Raw genomic sequence first — 16,683 nt, 5'->3', positions numbered from 1 at the left:
GACACGGGCCAGCGTTGCACCGATGGGATGCTGTGACCACTTTGTTAAAATTTAGCTAAACGCGTGATATTCTCGTTGTCTGTTCAGTTCCCGTGCGAACAGACGTTCCCAGACTGTCTGCCATGACCCAGCAACGCACCCTCAAGAACACGATCCGCGCCACTGGCGTGGGCCTGCACAGCGGCGACAAGGTCTACATGACCCTGCGCCCCGCACCGGCCGACCACGGCATCGTGTTCCGACGCGTGGACCTGGATCCGGCGGTGGACGTGCCGGCCGATGCCGAGCTGGTCACCGAGACCACGCTGTGCACCGGCCTCAGCCGTGGCCAGGCCAAGATCCAGACGGTGGAGCACCTGATGTCGGCGATGGCCGGCCTCGGCGTGGACAACGCCATCGTCGAACTGTCCTCGGCCGAACTGCCGATCATGGACGGCTCGGCCGGTCCGTTCGTGTTCCTGCTGCAGTCGGCGGGCATCGTCGAGCAGGACAAGGCCAAGCGCTTCATCCGCATCAAGCGCGAAATCGAAGTGCGCGACGGCGACAAGATCGCCCGTTTCGTGCCCTACGACGGCGGCTACAAGCTCGGTTTCACCATCCAGTTCGACCACCCGATGATCCCGGCCAAGCAGTCGCGCCAGGAGATCGAGTTCTCGACGATGGCCTACATCAAGGAAATCTCCCGCGCGCGCACCTTCGGTTTCATGCGCGACCTGGAGTACATGCGCGAGCGCAATCTCGGCCTGGGCGGTTCGATGGACAACGCCATCGTGCTCGACGAGTTCCGCGTGCTCAACGACGACGGCCTGCGCTACGCCGACGAGTTCGTGCGCCACAAGATCCTCGATGCGATCGGCGATCTGTACCTCGCCGGCGGTGCCATCCTCGGCGCCTACGAGGGCTACAAGTCCGGCCACGCACTGAACAACAAGCTGGTCCGTGCCCTGCTCGCCGAACAGGCGGCATGGGAGTGGGTCAGCTTCGAATCCGCCGCGCAGCAGGCGCCGGTGGCTTACGGGGCGGCGGCTTACGCCTGAACCGTTCAACCCGGTGACGGCCGGGTGGGTATCACGGAATCGGCAATCGGCCGTTCCTTCTTTTCCCCTTAACGCCGATTTAACGAATCGGTAACGACCTCGCGCCCGACGCCCGCTAGGATGCGTCGGTCGCGGCGTGCGTGTCTACGTACGTCGACGGCCACGGTCGGAGCCCGTGGTCGCATCGGGCGTCGCGGAGACGACGTCCTGCAGGGAAGCCAGGGCCTCGCGCAACCCCTTGTGCGTGGACGCAGAAACCGGAGCCGGCGTGCTTCTTGCCTGCTGCATTGGGGAATGCGCAGGTGCAGTCGCAGTCTTGACGGTCACTTTGGTGGCTTTCAGCCCGAGGGAACGGGCCGCAGCAAGGATGTCGGCCTCGGCCAGCCTGACCCGGGCGTGCCAGACCGGAGACTCAACGAGAAAAACGAGCTGTTCGCCGTTCACATTGGCCAACCGGCAACGGGGCGCCAGGTTCGGCGGCAAATGGGGGCGTAACTGCCGGTCCAGCGCGTCGAGCCACAGGGCGCGGCGCAACGGGTCGCCCGCCTTGTCCGCCAGTGCGGCGTCCAGCGCCGGCTGCGGCGTGGCGGTATGGCCTTCGCCGGACTTTCGCTTAGACATGAAAACTCATATGACCTTCAAGAAGATCGTAATCCGTTCCAGTGAAAAGGGGGTCAAGACGTTGCCGTGGCGATTGCGCGAATTCGCCGATCGTCGCCCCCTCGCCGCGCTCGGTGCGGTGCTCGGCCTCGGCATGGTACTCGGCATCGGCGTCAGCGCCGCAGCCGGATGGGGTGGTTCGGCGCAGATGCGCGCCAAGCTCGAGCGGCAGGACCAGGAACTGGCGCAGGTGCGCCGCGACGCGCAGACCCAGGTCAACGCCCTGGCGGCCCGGCTGGGCGAGCTGCAGGCGCAGGCGACCCGGCTCAACGCGCTCGGCGATCGCCTGACCCGCATGGGCAAGCTGCAGGACGGCGAGTTCGATTTCGACCAGCCGGTCGGCGTCGGTGGCGGCGACGACGAACCCAGCCACGACATGCCCGCGCAGCAGCTCGGCAAGGAACTGGACGGGCTGCAGCAGCAGTTCGCCACCTCCGGCCAGCAGCTGTCGGTGCTCGAATCGCTGCTGTTCGACCACCAGCTGGACCAGAACGCGGTGCCTTCGCGGATGCCGATCCGCAACAGCTACATCACCTCGGCCTTCGGCGGCCGCGCCGATCCGTTCGGCCGCGGCACCGGCAACCACAAGGGCATCGACTTCCACGCCAACGTCGGCGACCCGGTGCTGGCGGTGGCCGACGGCGTGGTCAGCTACGCCGGCGTGCGCGGCGGCTACGGCAACGTGGTCGAGGTCGACCACGGCAATGGCTATGTCACCCGCTACGCGCACAATTCGCGGCTGTCGGTGAAGGTCGGCGACCTGGTGCGGGTCGGCCAGGAAGTGGCCAAGGCCGGCTCCACCGGCCGTTCCACCGGTGCCCACGTGCATTTCGAGGTCTGGAAGGACGGGGTGGTGGTGAACCCGGCCAAGTTCCTCGGCGATGGCGCCATTCCGGTGGGCCGCCGCGGCCGTGGCTGAGCCGCGCGGGGGCTGGCGTGCCGGCGCTTGAATCGCCGGGCGCCGCCCCAAGCTACAATGTGCTTTGCCATCGACAGGGCGCCTCGCGCCCTGTTTCGTTTGCGGCCCGTCGATTCCCTGGGGATCGGGCCGTCGAGGCGTTCCTTTCCAACCGGTTCCTTCAATGATCAACAGTCTGCTTACTCGCGTTTTCGGTAGCCGCAACGAGCGCCAACTGCGCCAGCTCCACCGTATCGTCGCCAAGATCAATGCGCTGGAGCCGGAGATGGAGCAGCTCTCCGACGAGCAGCTGCAGGCCAAGACCCCGGAACTGCGTGGGCGCATCGCCGGCGGCGAGACCCTGGACAAGGTGCTGCCGGAAGCGTTCGCGGTGTGCCGCGAGGCCAGCCGACGCGTGCTGGGCATGCGCCACTACGACGTGCAGTTGATCGGCGGCATGGTCCTGCACCTGGGCAAGATCGCGGAAATGCGCACCGGCGAGGGCAAGACCCTGGTCGCGACGCTGCCGGTGTACCTCAACGCGCTGGAAGACAAGGGCGTGCACGTGGTCACCGTCAACGACTACCTGGCGCGCCGCGATGCCGCGCAGATGGGCAAGCTGTACAACTGGCTGGGCCTGAGCGTGGGCGTGGTGTACCCGGGCATGCCGCACAGCGACAAGCATGCCGCCTACGCCGCCGACATCACCTACGGCACCAACAACGAATTCGGCTTCGACTACCTGCGCGACAACATGGCGCTGTCCAAGGCCGATCGCTTCCAGCGCGGCCTCAACTACGCCATCGTCGACGAGGTCGACTCGATCCTGATCGACGAAGCGCGCACCCCGCTGATCATCTCCGGCCCGGCCGACGAGTCGCCGGAGCTGTACATCCGCGTCAACCGCATCGTGCCGCAGCTGGTCAAGCAGGAGTCGGAAGAGGGCGAGGGCGACTTCTGGGTCGACGAGAAGGGCAAGCAAGTGCACCTGTCCGAGGCGGGTATGGAGCACGCCGAAGAACTGCTGCGCGCCGCCGGCATCCTCACCGACGAGGAAGACCGCCTGTACGGCGCGCAGAACCTGAGCGTGGTCCACCACCTCAACGCGGCGCTGCGCGCACACGCGATCTACCAGCGCGACGTCGACTACATCGTGCGCGACGGCGAGGTGGTGATCGTCGACGAGTTCACCGGCCGCACCCTGCCGGGCCGGCGCTGGTCCGACGGCCTGCACCAGGCGGTGGAAGCGAAGGAAGGCGTGCCGGTGCAGCGCGAGAACCAGACGCTGGCCAGCATCACCTTCCAGAACCTGTTCCGCATGTACAAGAAGCTGTCCGGCATGACCGGTACGGCCGATACCGAAGCCTACGAGTTCCAGAGCATCTACGGCCTGGAAGTGGTGGTGATCCCGACCAACCGCCCGACCATCCGCAAGGACTGGCCGGACCAGGTGTTCCTCAACCGCCAGGGCAAGTTCAACGCGGTGCTGGCCGACATCGAGGACTGCGCCAAGCGCGGCCAGCCGGTGCTGGTCGGTACCACCTCGATCGAGACCTCGGAGATGCTGTCCGAGCACCTGCGCAAGGCGGGCGTGAAGCACGAAGTGCTCAACGCCAAGCAGCACGAGCGCGAAGCGCAGATCGTCGCCAACGCCGGCCAGCCGGGCGCGGTGACCATCGCCACCAACATGGCCGGCCGCGGTACCGATATCGTGCTCGGCGGCTCGCTGGAAGCCGAACTGCACGCGCTGGGCGAGGAGCTTGACGACGCGACGCGCGCGCGCCTGAAGGCGGCCTGGCAGGAGCGCCACGACGCGGTCAAGGCCGCCGGCGGCCTGCACATCATCGGCACCGAGCGCCACGAGTCGAGGCGTATCGACAACCAGCTGCGCGGCCGTTCCGGCCGCCAGGGCGACCCGGGTTCCTCGCGGTTCTACCTGTCGCTGGAAGACAACCTGATGCGCATCTTCGCCTCCGACTGGGTGCAGAAAGCGATGCGCATGATGGGCATGAAGGAAGACGACGTCATCGAGGACAAGCTGGTCAGCCGGCAGATCGAGAAGGCGCAGCGCAAGGTCGAGGCGCACAACTTCGACATCCGCAAGAACCTGCTCGACTTCGACGATGTCAACAACGACCAGCGCAAGGTGATCTACGCCCAGCGCGACGAACTGCTGGACGCCGAGTCGGTCAAGGAGAACGTCGACGGCATCCGCGACGACGTGATCTACGACATCGTGTCGCGCTTCGTGCCGCCGAACTCGGTGGACGACCAGTGGGACCTGCCGGGCCTGGAAGCCACGCTGGCCAGCGAACTCGGTCTGTCGCTGTCGATCACCGACCTGGTCAAGCGCCACGAGGAACTGGACGCGGACGGTATCGTCGAGAAGGTGCGCGAGGAAGTGGACCGCCATTTCCGCGAGAAGGAATCGGCGATCGGCGGCGAGACCATGCGCGCGCTGGAGAAGCACGTGATGCTCACCGTGCTCGACCAGAGCTGGAAGGAGCATCTGGCGCGCATGGACTACCTGCGCCAGGGCATCCACCTGCGCGGCTACGCGCAGAAGCAGCCCAAGCAGGAATACAAGAAGGAAGCCTTCGAGCTGTTCTCGGAGATGCTGGAGCACGCCAAGCGCGAAGTGGTCACCCTGCTGGCGCGGGTGCGCATCCGCAGCGAGGAGGAAGTGGCCGCGCTCGAAGCGCAGGAGCGTCAGCAGGTGGAGGCGCAGTTGCGCCAGGCCCAGTTCCAGCACCAGGATGCCGGCGGTTACGGCGCCGACGAGGAAGCCGAGCAGGTGCAGCGCGGCGAGGCGGGTGCGCCGACCGTGGCGCAGGTGACCCGCGAAGCGCCGAAGGTCGGGCGCAACGATCCGTGCCCCTGTGGCAGCGGCAAGAAGTACAAGCACTGCCACGGCCAGCTGAGCTGAGCCTGGCGTTGTGCGGACCGCTGCGCAATCGCGCGGCGGCCCCGCTTCGGCGTCGCACGCTGTGGGTGCCGGGGCGCCAGTCATGACACCCCCACGCCGGCTCGTGCACTCCCTTCGGTGAAGGAGTGAGCGACGGATGCAGGTGTCGGATCGATCACACGTTTGCGAATAGCCCCGCCTTGCGCGGGGCATTCTGTTTTTGGGAAGGGCTTGGAGCGATGCGCTTGCCGACGTGGCGTATCGTGCGTGCGGCGCGTAGGCTGGCCGATGTCGCCATTGCCTCTGTAGGCCTGCCGTGGAGCCTTCGCCCAGCCTGGAACTGAAGGTCTTCGTGCCGGCGCAGGATCTCGCGCTGTCTGCGCGGTTCTATGCCGACGTAGGCTTCGCGCCCGAGCCGCTCGGCGACGGCCTGATCTGCTTCCGCCATGGCGACCGTTGCGCGTTCCTGCTGCAGGATTTCTACCACGCGGGCCTGGCGCGCAACCTCGTGCTGCATCTGTGGGTGGAGGACGCCGATGCCTGGTGGCGGCGGCTGCATGCAGCCGACCTGGCGGGCCGTTACGGCGCGCGCCTGTGCGAGCCCGGGGACCGTCCCTGGGGCATGCGCGACTTCACCCTGCACGACCCCGGTGGCGTGCTGTGGCGGATCGGCCGCAGCCTGGGCGCCTGAGCGGGCGGCGGTGGTGGAAGTGCGGCAATCACCGCCATGCGCGCCGCCGCAGCGCGCTGCGCGTCGCGCGCCGGGCAGCGTTGCAGGTGGACAAGCGCCCACTCACGGCCATTTCTGATGACGCTCTGGCGTTGGTGCGGTAGCGCCTGCCATCAGTGGCGCGCCGCCAAAAAGGCCATCGCCTGGGACTGCCTGGCTGCGTGGGCGTCGCTGCCCTCCACAGCCGATCGGCGCCAATGTGATCCTGGTTGATTGCGCTGGCGCTGCCGGAAACGGCAAGCTTGCGCCATGTCCGAACCGCTCAGATCCATTCATGTCGTCGCCGGCGTCATCACCGATGCGCGTGGCCGTATCCTGCTGACCCGCCGTACCGAGGGCCGCGACCTCGCCGGCCTGTGGGAATTTCCCGGCGGCAAGCGCGAGCCCGGCGAGACCTCGGAGCAGGCGCTGGTGCGCGAGTTGCAGGAGGAACTGGGCATCGAGGCCGTCGTCGGCGAGTGGCTGATGGAAGTGCCGCAGCGCTACCCGGACAAGCGGCTGCGCCTGGAAGTGCGCCAGGTGGCGGCGTGGAAGGGCACGCCGCGCGGCCGCGAGGGCCAGGCGCTGACCTGGGTGAGCGCCGACAAGCTGGGTCGCTACGCGATGCCGCCGGCCGACCAGCCGGTGGTGGCGATGCTGCGCCAGCCCGCCTGCTACTTGGTGACGCCGGAGCCGGCCGAGCCGGGTCCCTGGTTGGCGGCGCTGCAGCGCGCGCTGGACGCCGGCGTGCGCCGCGTGCAGTTGCGTGCGCGCAGCCTGCCGGCCGAGCAGTGGGCGCCGCTGGCGCGGACCGCGGCGACGTTGTGCGCGACGCGTGGCGCGCAGGTGCTGCTCAACCGCGACGTGGCGCTGGCCCAGGAACTGGGTGTCGGCGTGCACCTGGGCGCGGAGCAGTTGCCGCAGTGGCAGGCGCGCCCGTTGCCGGCCGGGCAGGCCGTGGCGGCGTCCTGTCATACCGTTGAAGAATTGAAGGCCGCGCAGCGCATCGGCTGCGATTTCGCGGTGGTTGGGCCGCTGGCCCCCACCGCCAGCCACCCAGGCGCCACGCCGCTGGGCTGGGAGGCGTTCGAGCGCCTGCGCGAGCAGGTCGCCCTGCCGATCTATCCGATCGGCGGCCTGGCGTCGACGCACGTTGCCGAGGCGCGCCGCCATGGCGGCCAGGGCATCGCCGCGATCCGCGGGCTGTGGCCGCTGGCGGCCGATGTGGCGTGAGTGGGGCGACAGCAACCGCTCCCCTGGTCAACTGTCATGCAACCGCGAAACGCGAAGTGGCGTGCTTCCGATGGCGCAATGCGTCGGGACTGAAGTCCCTCCCACAGTGATCCTCCAACGAGGCTGAAGCCGCTCCTGTGCAAGGGGGAGGCGCGTACGCGGAAGCCGCTGTTGCGATTCCCCAATCCCCATTCCCCATTCCCGGCTCCTCAGAAACTGATCCAGAAGCAGTCGTACTGCCGGCGCAGGTCCAGCACGGTGGAGGCGGGGGTGATGCTGCCGGCGAGGGTCTGCTGCAGGCGCAGGCCGGTCGGATGCGGGCGCGATGGTGCCTCGCCACCGTCGGCATCCGCCGCGGCCGACGTGGCCGTTGTCGCGGACGCGGCTGTCGACGACGTGCCGGCTGCGGGAGCGGTCGTCCCGCCGGTGTCCGGCAACACCGGCACGATCGCAACCAGGGGGCGGTGCACGATCGCCTCCAGGCGGTCGAAGATGCGTTGCGCGCCGTCGTCGGAGACGCCGTTCCACCAGTACAGTGCCGATAGCCGATTGACGTCGCGGGCGTCCACGGCGCTGCGGATCTGCTGGACCAGCACGCTGAGCCGGCGCACGCACTGCGGCGGTGCCAGGCCGCGAGCGTTGCCGCCGACGTTGCCAGGTGCGGCCGGTGGCGGCAGGCGATCGATCGCGCCGACGTCCTCGCAGCGCCGATCGCTGAACACGGTGGTGCCGTCGGGCCCGGTGCAACGGTTCACCCGTTGCGCGGTGGCGGGCGTGGCGAGGCCCCACAGGCACAAGAGCAGCAGCATCGGCGGGAGCAGGCGCATCGCCGCAGGGTAGCCGCAGCCGGCGTGACCGCGGAGCGAATGCCTTACGAGCGGGGATTGGGGATTCGGGATTGGGGATTCGCCAAAGCGAGGCCTCGCGCCGCTGTTACCAATCTCTAATCCCGAATCCCTAATCCCAGCGTTCGGCCAGCGGCCGCGACACTCAGCCGGCGGCGACGTCGCCGCGCAGACGTGCCAGGACGTTGGTGGTGGGCTTGGCCAGGTTGAGCGTATAGAAATGCAGCCCGGGCGCGCCGCCGTCGACCAGGCGTTGGCACAAGGTGGCGACCACGTCGGCACCGAACTCGCGAATGGCCTCGGCATCGTCGCCGTAGGCCTGCATGCGCTTGCCGATCCAGCGCGGGATTTCCGCGCCGCACTGCTCGGAGAAACGCCGCAGCTGGCTGAAGTTGGAGATCGGCATGATGCCGGGCACGATCGGGATCTGCACGCCGAGCTTGCGCACAGCGTCGACGAAGTGGAAGTAGGCGTCGGCGTTGTAGAAGTACTGGGTGATGGCGGCATCGGCGCCGGCATCGACCTTGGCCTTGAAGTGGCGCAGGTCGCTGAGCGCGTCGTGGGCCTGCGGGTGCGTCTCCGGATACGCGCCCACTTCCAGGTGGAAGGCGTCGCCGTGCTCGGCGCGGATGAAGGCGATCAGGTCGGCGGCATAGCGCAGGTCGCCGGGGTGGCCCATGCCCGACGGCAGGTCGCCACGCAGCGCGACCAGGCGGCGGCAGCCGATGGCGCGGTACAGCTTGAGCAGCTCGCGGATCTCCTCGCGGCTGCCGCCCACGCAGGACAGATGCGGCGCGGCCTCGAAACGGTGGTGCTGCTTGAGGTGACGCACGGTCTCGGAGGTGTAGCTGAGGGTCGAGCCGCCGGCGCCGAAGGTGCAGGAGACGTACTCCGGGGCGTAGGCCTTGAGCCGCGCGGCGGTGCGGTCGAGCTGCGCGCGCTGTTCGTCGGTCTTGGGCGGATAGAACTCGAAGCTGATGGCGGTCATGGGCGCAACGCAGCGGGCGGTGTGGCGAGTATATCTCTTCATCCGGATGGATGTGCAAGAGGTCGCGGCCGCGCGATCGCCGCGTCGCCCGGGGGCGGCGAAGCGCTCCCCGCGCGGCGCGCCGGTGGGCGCGCCGCGTCCGCTCTCAGGCTCAGCGCTTCCACATCCGCGCCTGCCGCGGCGGCAGGCTGAAGGTGTAGCTGCCGCTGGAAATACGCACCACGCTGCCGGAACCCAGCGCATCGGTGTAGTCGACGTTCCAGCGCAATACGCTGCCGTTCATCGGTACCGCGGCGGTGACGGTATTGCCGCACTTGTTGATGCCGACGATGCCAAGGTCGCCGCGGCGGAACAGCAGGTAGCAGGCGCCGTGCGCCAGCACCTGCATGTCGCGGCCCTGCGCGGCGTTGTGGAAGCCGACCATGCGCTTGAGGTCGTCGCGCTGGTAGGCGTTGACCCAGCGGTTGTCGCCGCTTTCGTTGTTGTCCGAGTACACCATCGGCACGCCGCCGTCGCGGCCAAGCAGGTAGGCGTAGGCCAGGGTCTCGTCGACCGGGTCCATGATCGCGTAGCGGAAGCCGGCGTTGTTGGGGATGTCGTGGGTGATGGCGAAAGTCACCGCGCGCGCACCGGGCAGCGCCTGGCCGTAGGCGCCCGGATCCACCAGCAGGTCCATGCTGCCGCCGTAGGCGAAGGCGTTGCGCACCGAGTTGAACAGCGGGAAGTCGTAGGCCGCGTGCGGGGTGGCCTGCAGGTACGGTGCCAGAAACTGGTCGTAGTCGGAATTGCCGCTGCCGCCGCCGGTGATCACCTCGCCGAACACCATCACCCCGGAGCGCACCTGCGCATCGAGCACCTTGTTCAAATGGTCGAAGGTCATGTGCTTGGCCGCGTCGATGCGGAAGCCGGTGACGCCCAGCGCCTTCAGCGCCAGCAGGTAGTTGCGCTGCTGCTGCACCACCCAGTCGTTGCCGACCAGATCCGGCAGGCCGGGATCGTTGCCGCCGCCGCAGATGCGGTAGGTGCGCACCTGGTAGGGATCGTTGTAGTTGGTGATGCACTGCGCCGGGCCGAAATCGTTGGCGCTGAGGAAATTCTGCGAGAGGTCGCCGAACAGTCGCAGCGACGCATAGCGCTGCGGATTGGCGGCGTACTGGCCGAGCACCGCGCTGCCCGGGTAGTTCAGGTCCGAGCGCGTGGCCGCTTCGTTGGCCATGTGGTTGAGCACCACGTCGGCATAGGTCTCCACGCCCACCGCCTTCAGCGCCTGCACCATGCTGGCGAAGGCGTCGGTGTCGCCGAGCGGGTTGTCGATCAGGCGCATGTCCTGCGGCTGGTAGCGCGCCCACCAGGCGTCGCCCTGCGAGCGGTAGGCCGGCGCCACCAGCACTTTGCGGTAGCCGGCGGCGGCGATCTGCGCGGCACGCGCTTCCACGGTGGCGTAGGGCCAGTTGAAGGCATGCAGGATGACGTCGGCCTGGGCGCTGGCGGTGGCCAGGAGCAGCAGCAGGCCGACCAGCAGGCTGCGCCAGCGGTGCAGGTGCAGCAGACGATTTGCAGCGGATGGGACGCGCATCGTTCGATCTCCTCGGTGCGTGGGCGCAGGCGGGGGCCTGCAGGACAGGGGCATGATGTCGCCGCGGGGCTGGCGTGCGGCCGGAGGATGCTAAGCGCGCATCGCGGCGCAACATGCGCGCGCTACATACGTATTCATGGCGACAGCGTACGAAAGCGGGATCGGCATCCGCTTCCGCTCGGGAGCACCGTGCGCGCTGCGTTCATGGCACATGTCGCATCGCGGCCCATGCGCTTTGCTACAGTCGCCGCCCTCACCTGTCGACGCGGAGCCGCACCATGACCAGCGCAGCCTTCTATCCGATCGGAACCCCCGGCGTGCCTTGGGGCGCCGCCGAGAAGGCGGCCTGGCTGGCGGGTCAGCCGCGCCGGCGCAGCTACCAGGACGAGGTGGTCGCTGCCATCGAAGGCCTGCGCGGGCAATGGGACGTGATCGCGTACGGGGAACTGGCATACGCGCAGGAGCGCTATCCGCTGCTGGCCTTGCGCAGCCGCAACTGGGACGACGCCTTGCCGTGCATGCTGGTTACCGGCGGCGTGCATGGTTACGAGACCAGCGGCGTGCACGGCGCGCTGCAGTTCGCCCAGCAGCATGCCGGGGACTACGCCGGCCGCGCCAACCTGCTGGTGGCGCCGTGCGTGAGCCCGTGGGCGTACGAGCGCATCCACCGCTGGAACGCCGATGCGCTGGATCCCAACCGTTCGTTCCGCGCCGACAGCCCGGCGCAGGAATCGGCTGCGCTGCTGCGCCTGGTCGCGCCGTTGCGCGATCAAGTGCGCATGCACATCGACCTGCACGAGACCACCGACAGCGACGAGTCCGAATTCCGGCCGGCGCTGGCCGCGCGCGATGGCATCGCCTACGCGCCGGGCGGCATTCCCGACGGTTTCTACCTGGTCGGCGACAGCGAGAACCCGCAGCCCGCGTTCCAGCAGGCGGTGCTGGCCGCAGTCGCGCAGGTCACCCATATCGCGCCGGCCGACGCCGCCGGCGAACTCATCGGCACGCCGCTGGCGGCGCCGGGGGTCATCAACTACCCGGTGAAGCGGCTGGGTCTGTGCGCAGGCATCACCGACGCGCGCTACACCACGACCACCGAGGTGTATCCGGACAGCGCCAGCGCCACGCCGCAGCAGTGCAACGCCGCGCAGGTGGCGGCGGTGCGCGCGGCGATCGACTACGCCTTGGCGCATCCGTAGTCCCCAGGTGGATGCACGATTTGCAGCACCCCTGTCACCCAGCCGCGACGAGCGACGCCCGCTGGGTACCCAACCTTGCACGGCGTCGGGACTGAAGTCCCTCCCACAGTGCACCCAGCCGAGGTATCGCAAGTTCCGCTGAGCGCTGTTCCGCATGGCCTTGCGCCACCGGCTGCGACGGCGGCAGCGGTGGGCACCGACCCTGCCGCGCGCTACGCTTGTGGGTCCTCGTTTGCCATGCACCCCATGTCCATCGTCCTCACGCCGTTTGCCCGCACGCGTCTGTTCCCGCGCGATGGCCGCCGCAATGCGATCCAGGACTGCACGCCCGAGCAGTTCGAGCAGCACCTCAACGCGCACACGCCGCTGCAGGTGCTGGACGGCTACGCACCGTTCTGCAAGTTGCACGTGCACCGCAACTGGACCTCGACGCGCTGCCTGACCGTGCCCATCACCGACGCCAACCGGCGCCTGCTGCGCTCGGGCTACGAGGCGCGCAGCCGTGAAGAGCTGCCGGTCCTGGTGCGCTGGTTCGAAGGGGTCGAGCCGCCGGTGGCCGAGTACCTGCTGCCGATCCTCTACAGCCGCGAACAGCTCGCGCACGAGGGCGCGCCGATCGAGGCGGACTGGGGCGTGGTCGGTTGCCTGTATACCGCCGAGCCGCAGGAGATCCCGATGGCGCCGATCACCATGCTGCGCAATGCGCTGGGCGTGGAGGAGGGCGGCTCGGGCGTGCCGCTGGATCGCGACGCCTATCGGCGCAGCGTGGCGTTCTGGGAGCACAACGCCAACTGGCGGCCGTAAGCGCGGCCAGACACGGTCCGCGCGCAGTGACCTCGCCGGGCACCCATCGAGGTGCATGCGGCGCACGTTACCGCGCGCAGGCGTGATCGCCCCGGACGCGGTCACGCATTCGCGCAGCCGTCTTCACGCATCCCTGCACGTTGCCGCCGCCGGCCCGCCGTGCTGCATCCGTGCACGCGCTTTTGCACTGGCGCATAAGTGCTGAACAGAACTGCGCGCTGCCGTGCGTTTTCGCCGCGACGCCCTGTCCGTTCATCGGCATGATGCGCAACGACTATCAAGTTTGCGGACGGCGGGACGATAGCGAGAGGGTGGGTCGCCATGCAGCGGCGCCAGGACGCAATGTCCGGCAGCGCATCGTGGCCCGGTGGGGAAGGCGCCTCGGGCAGGTCATCGGCAGCGGACACGGCGCACTCGTGCCGCGCGCCGTGGCGGGCTGCCGCGTGGGGGCGTTCCCCGCGACCGTATTCCCTCCCCCACTTGCCAAGGAAGTCGTCATGTCCACTCCGTCGCCGCATCGCCGTCGCGGCAGCGTCGCCAAACGCCTGATGCTCGGTACCGGCCTGCTTGCGCTGGCCTGCTTCGGCCTGACCGCCATGATCATCTACTGGCGCAGCAGCGAGGCGTTGCTGTCGACCTCGCGCACCAGCATCGAGAACCTGGCGCAAGTGGAGGCGCAGCGGGTGTCGCGCGAAATCGGCGTGGCCTTCGACGCCAGCGACGCGCTGGCCAACAGCTTCCGCGTGCAGCACGCCGCCGGTCTGTCGCGCGCCACCGCCACCGCGGTGCTGCGCAGCCAGCTCGACGCGCATCCGCAGTGGCTGGGCATCAGCACCATGTGGGAGCCGGACGCGTTCGACGGCAACGACAAGGCCTTCGTCGGCACCGAGGGCCACGACGCCACCGGCCGCTACATGACCTGGTGGTCGCGGCAGAACGGCAAGCTGGTGCGCGAGGCGCTGCGCGACTACGAGAAGCCGGGCGACGGCGACTGGTACCTGCTGGCGCGCAACACGCACAAGCCGGTGGTGATCGAGCCCTACTACTACCCGGTGGCCGGCAAGGACACGCTAATGACCACGCTGGCCACGCCGATCCTGGAGAACGGCCGCTTCCTGGGCGTGGTCACCGTCGACTTCACCCTCGATACCCTGCAGCAGCGCATCGCCGCGCTGCGGCCGATGGGCGAGGGCCATGCCAGCCTGCTGTCGCCGTTGGGCATGGTGATGGCCAGCCGCGATCCGCAGCAGGTCGGCAAGACCCGCAGCGATGCCTGGTCCAAGGACATGCTGGCGCGCGTGGCCAAGGGCCAGGTGGTGTTCGACCACCGCCGCGCCGACGGCGAGGATGCGTTGAACGTGTTCGTGCCGCTGAAGATCGGCGATGCGCCGCAGACGTTCGCGCTTGGCGTCTCGGTGCCGTACGCGCTGGTCATGGCCAAGGCGCGTGCGCTATTGTGGACCATCGTCGCGGTCGGCCTGCTCTCGGCGTTGTTGCTGAGCGGTGCGCTGTACCTGCTGCTGCGCCGGCAGGTGCTCGACCCGCTGGCCGAGGCCGTGAGGGTGTCTTCGGCAGTCGCCGCCGGGCGCCTGGACAGCCAGGTCCGGCATCGCCGCGACGACGAGCTCGGCCAGTTGCTGGATGCGATGGGCAGCATGCAGACGCAGTTGCAGGCGGTGATGCAGGCGCAGGCGGAGATGGCGCAGCGCCACGACGCCGGCGAGATGAGCTACCGGATGGACGCCGAACGTTTCCCCGGCGAGTACGGACGCATGGTCCATGGCACCAACGCGCTGGTGGCCGCGCACGTGGACGTGCAGCGGCGCCTGGTCGAGGTGATGTCGCAGTACGCGATCGGCAACATGCAGGTGGACATGGAACCGCTGCCGGGCGAGAAGGCCGCGATCACCGAGGCGATGCGCACCACCAAGCGCAGCCTGCAGGCGATCAACCAGGCCATCACCGAACTGGCGCAGGCCGCGGCTTCCGGCGATTTCTCCCGGCGCGGCGACGCCGAGCGCTTCCAGTTCGACTTCCGCGGCATGGTGGTCGGGCTGAACCGGCTGATGGAGTTGACCGAAGGCAACCTCTCGGCCTTGTCGGCGCTGTTGCGTGCCGTGGCCCAGGGCGACCTCACCGCGCGCATGCACGGCGAATTCCACGGCGTATTCGCGCAGATGCGCGACGATGCCAATGCCACGGTAGAACAGCTGACCGGCATCGTCGGCCGCATCCAGCAGGCCACCACCGCGATCAACTCCGCCGCCAGCGAGATCGCCGCCGGCAACGAGGACCTGTCGCGTCGCACCGAGCAGCAGGCCGCCAATCTGGAAGAAACCGCGGCCTCGATGGAGGAGCTGACCTCGACGGTGAAGCAGAACGCAGAGCATGCGCACCAGGCCAACCGCCTGGCGCAGGACACCGCGGGCGTGGCTTCGCGTGGCGGCGCGGTGGTCGAGCAGGTGGTGGACACCATGTCCGGCATCGCCGAAGCATCGAAGAAGATGGCCGAGATCATCGGCGTGATCGACGGCATCGCCTTCCAGACCAACATCCTGGCGCTCAACGCCGCGGTGGAGGCGGCGCGCGCCGGCGAGCAGGGCCGCGGTTTCGCGGTGGTGGCCAGCGAGGTGCGTGCGCTGGCGCAGCGCTCGGCGACCGCGGCGCACGAGATCAAGGGCCTGATCGACGCCTCGGTCGGCAAGATCGACGGTGGCACGGCGCTGGTCAACGGCGCCGGCGACACCATGCGCGAGGTCGTGGCCAGCGTGCGCCGGGTCACCGACATCATGAGCGAGATCGCCGCCGCCTCGCAGGAGCAGAGCGCCGGTATCGAACAGGTGAGCAAGACCATCGTGCAGATGGACGAAGCCACCCAACAGAATGCCGCGCTGGTCGAGGAGGCAACGGCGGCGGCGCGGGCGATGGAGGATCAGGCCGAGGAACTGCAGCGCGCGGTGGCGCTGTTCAAGCTCGCGGCGCCTTCGTCGGGCGGCCTGGCCACGCCGGGCCGGGCGCGGCTGGAGCTGGTGTCGTGAGTGCCGTGCGCACCGTGGCGTTGCTGCTGGCGCTGGGCGTCGCCGCACCGGCCTGGGCCGGCACCGCCAGCGCCAATCTGGCGGCGACCTCGAACTACGTCTCGCGCGGATTCGAGCAGAGCTGGGGACGGCCGGTGCTGCAGGGCGGGCTGGACGTGGCCGCGGACAGCGGCTGGTATGCAGGGACCTGGGCGTCGGGCGTGAGCCCGTACTTCATCGAAGGCGGGCACGTGGAGTGGGACGTGTACGCGGGCTACGCGGCCAACCACGGCGATTGGGGCTGGCGCGCCGGCGTCTACCACTACGCCTATCCCGGCGCGCGCATGAGCGCCAGCGGCACCCGCTACGACTATGGCGAGGGCATCGTCGCCGGGCACTGGCGCACGCTGGAACTGTCCTACGCCAGCACCTGGACGCGCGACTACTTCGGCTACAACAGCGCCACGCTGGGCGTCGGCCAGGGCCGGCACTCGCGCGGCTCCGGCTATCTGGCACTGGACGCCACGCTGCCGCTGGACTCGGACTGGCAGGCGAGCGTGCATGCCGGCCACCAGCACGTGCGCAACTTCGCCGACTATGGCTGGACCGACGCGCGCGTGGGCCTGAGCCGCACCTGGCGCGGCACCGAGTTCGGCCTGAGCTACGCACGCGCCTGGAACAGCGCCGGCGTCTATCGTCGCTACACCACCGGCGTGGCGGATGGCGAGGGCCGGGTGCATGTCTCTAACCCGATCGACGGCGCCTGGTCGTTCACCATCAAGCGCAATTTCGCGTTGTAGGCGGACGCGTGC

The 16,683-nt window shown here is 68.8% G+C and carries 13 protein-coding genes; 9 read left to right on the top strand and 4 right to left on the bottom strand.

Going from position 1 to position 16,683, the window contains the following annotated elements; all coding sequences use genetic code 11:
* Nucleotides 1-122 precede the first annotated feature (122 nt).
* Nucleotides 123-1,037, top strand: a complete 915-nt coding sequence (lpxC, locus tag CEK68_RS01610) for a UDP-3-O-acyl-N-acetylglucosamine deacetylase (protein WP_152238329.1) — start codon at nucleotides 123-125, stop codon at nucleotides 1,035-1,037.
* Between the two features lie 144 nt (nucleotides 1,038-1,181).
* Here the strand turns inward: lpxC and CEK68_RS01605 are convergent, their stop codons facing one another.
* On the bottom strand, nucleotides 1,182-1,658 hold the full coding sequence (locus CEK68_RS01605; RefSeq protein ID WP_152238328.1) for a DUF721 domain-containing protein: 477 nt from the start codon (nucleotides 1,656-1,658) through the stop codon (nucleotides 1,182-1,184).
* 10 nt (nucleotides 1,659-1,668) lie between these two features.
* Here CEK68_RS01605 and CEK68_RS01600 point away from each other — a divergent pair, with 10 nt between their 5' ends.
* The 4 genes from CEK68_RS01600 (at nucleotide 1,669) to CEK68_RS01585 (ending at nucleotide 7,442) form a co-directional block, all read left to right on the top strand.
* Entirely contained in the window at nucleotides 1,669-2,616 is a 948-nt protein-coding gene (locus CEK68_RS01600) for a M23 family metallopeptidase (RefSeq protein ID WP_017916714.1), read from the top strand.
* A 163-nt stretch (nucleotides 2,617-2,779) separates the two neighbouring features.
* The gene (gene secA, locus CEK68_RS01595) at nucleotides 2,780-5,521 is read left to right on the top strand and encodes a preprotein translocase subunit SecA (protein ID WP_017909647.1); all 2,742 of its coding nucleotides are present in this window, start codon (nucleotides 2,780-2,782) and stop codon (nucleotides 5,519-5,521) included.
* A 295-nt stretch (nucleotides 5,522-5,816) separates the two neighbouring features.
* The gene (locus CEK68_RS01590) at nucleotides 5,817-6,191 is read left to right on the top strand and encodes a VOC family protein (protein ID WP_152238327.1); all 375 of its coding nucleotides are present in this window, start codon (nucleotides 5,817-5,819) and stop codon (nucleotides 6,189-6,191) included.
* Nucleotides 6,192-6,479: 288 nt separating this feature from the next.
* Nucleotides 6,480-7,442, top strand: coding sequence for a Nudix family hydrolase (locus CEK68_RS01585; protein WP_152238326.1), 963 nt, complete (start codon nucleotides 6,480-6,482; stop codon nucleotides 7,440-7,442).
* Nucleotides 7,443-7,651: 209 nt separating this feature from the next.
* On the opposite strand, the gene CEK68_RS01580 is transcribed toward CEK68_RS01585, so the two are convergent.
* The 3 genes from CEK68_RS01580 to CEK68_RS01570 all read right to left on the bottom strand — a co-directional run bounded on the left by CEK68_RS01580 (nucleotide 7,652) and on the right by CEK68_RS01570 (nucleotide 10,797).
* The gene (locus tag CEK68_RS01580; RefSeq protein ID WP_152238325.1) at nucleotides 7,652-8,269 is read right to left on the bottom strand and encodes a DUF4124 domain-containing protein; all 618 of its coding nucleotides are present in this window, start codon (nucleotides 8,267-8,269) and stop codon (nucleotides 7,652-7,654) included.
* Nucleotides 8,270-8,432: 163 nt separating this feature from the next.
* Complete coding sequence (gene metF / locus CEK68_RS01575; RefSeq protein ID WP_017909642.1) at nucleotides 8,433-9,275, bottom strand: methylenetetrahydrofolate reductase [NAD(P)H]; 843 nt, start codon at nucleotides 9,273-9,275, stop codon at nucleotides 8,433-8,435.
* 151 nt (nucleotides 9,276-9,426) lie between these two features.
* The gene (locus tag CEK68_RS01570) at nucleotides 9,427-10,797 is read right to left on the bottom strand and encodes an alpha-amylase family protein (protein WP_173003390.1); all 1,371 of its coding nucleotides are present in this window, start codon (nucleotides 10,795-10,797) and stop codon (nucleotides 9,427-9,429) included.
* Between the two features lie 332 nt (nucleotides 10,798-11,129).
* On the opposite strand from CEK68_RS01570, the gene CEK68_RS01565 reads away from it, so the two are divergent.
* The 4 genes from CEK68_RS01565 (at nucleotide 11,130) to CEK68_RS01550 (ending at nucleotide 16,671) form a co-directional block, all read left to right on the top strand.
* A complete protein-coding gene (locus CEK68_RS01565) occupies nucleotides 11,130-12,050 on the top strand; it encodes a M14 family metallocarboxypeptidase (RefSeq protein ID WP_152238323.1) in 921 nt (306 codons plus the stop codon).
* Nucleotides 12,051-12,296: 246 nt separating this feature from the next.
* Entirely contained in the window at nucleotides 12,297-12,854 is a 558-nt protein-coding gene (locus CEK68_RS01560; protein ID WP_017912964.1) for a DUF3228 family protein, read from the top strand.
* A 497-nt stretch (nucleotides 12,855-13,351) separates the two neighbouring features.
* Nucleotides 13,352-15,892 carry a methyl-accepting chemotaxis protein gene (locus CEK68_RS21425; protein WP_152238322.1) on the top strand — a complete coding sequence of 847 codons (2,541 nt, stop codon included), beginning with the start codon at nucleotides 13,352-13,354 and terminating at the stop codon, nucleotides 15,890-15,892.
* Nucleotides 15,889-16,671: a TorF family putative porin gene (locus tag CEK68_RS01550; protein ID WP_152238321.1), complete on the top strand. Its 783-nt coding sequence runs from the start codon at nucleotides 15,889-15,891 to the stop codon at nucleotides 16,669-16,671. Before CEK68_RS21425 ends, CEK68_RS01550 begins: the two co-directional genes overlap by 4 nt.
* Nucleotides 16,672-16,683: the final 12 nt, after the last annotated feature.

The organism is Xanthomonas sp. LMG 12461, from assembly GCF_009192935.1.
In the GTDB taxonomy this organism is placed as follows: Bacteria; Pseudomonadota; Gammaproteobacteria; order Xanthomonadales; family Xanthomonadaceae; genus Xanthomonas_A; species Xanthomonas_A sontii.
This window is presented reverse-complemented; position numbering and strand designations above follow the sequence as displayed.

Bases quoted from the DNA above. Each gene is read 5' to 3' on its own strand.
- lpxC (WP_152238329.1), top strand. From the start codon at position 123: ATGACCCAGCAACGCACCCTCAAGAACACGATCCGCGCCACTGGCGTG.
- CEK68_RS01605 (WP_152238328.1), bottom strand. From the start codon at position 1,658: ATGTCTAAGCGAAAGTCCGGCGAAGGCCATACCGCCACGCCGCAGCCG.
- CEK68_RS01600 (WP_017916714.1), top strand. From the start codon at position 1,669: ATGACCTTCAAGAAGATCGTAATCCGTTCCAGTGAAAAGGGGGTCAAG.
- secA (WP_017909647.1), top strand. From the start codon at position 2,780: ATGATCAACAGTCTGCTTACTCGCGTTTTCGGTAGCCGCAACGAGCGC.
- CEK68_RS01585 (WP_152238326.1), top strand. From the start codon at position 6,480: ATGTCCGAACCGCTCAGATCCATTCATGTCGTCGCCGGCGTCATCACC.
- CEK68_RS01580 (WP_152238325.1), bottom strand. From the start codon at position 8,269: ATGCGCCTGCTCCCGCCGATGCTGCTGCTCTTGTGCCTGTGGGGCCTC.
- metF (WP_017909642.1), bottom strand. From the start codon at position 9,275: ATGACCGCCATCAGCTTCGAGTTCTATCCGCCCAAGACCGACGAACAG.
- CEK68_RS01565 (WP_152238323.1), top strand. From the start codon at position 11,130: ATGACCAGCGCAGCCTTCTATCCGATCGGAACCCCCGGCGTGCCTTGG.
- CEK68_RS01560 (WP_017912964.1), top strand. From the start codon at position 12,297: ATGTCCATCGTCCTCACGCCGTTTGCCCGCACGCGTCTGTTCCCGCGC.
- CEK68_RS21425 (WP_152238322.1), top strand. From the start codon at position 13,352: ATGTCCACTCCGTCGCCGCATCGCCGTCGCGGCAGCGTCGCCAAACGC.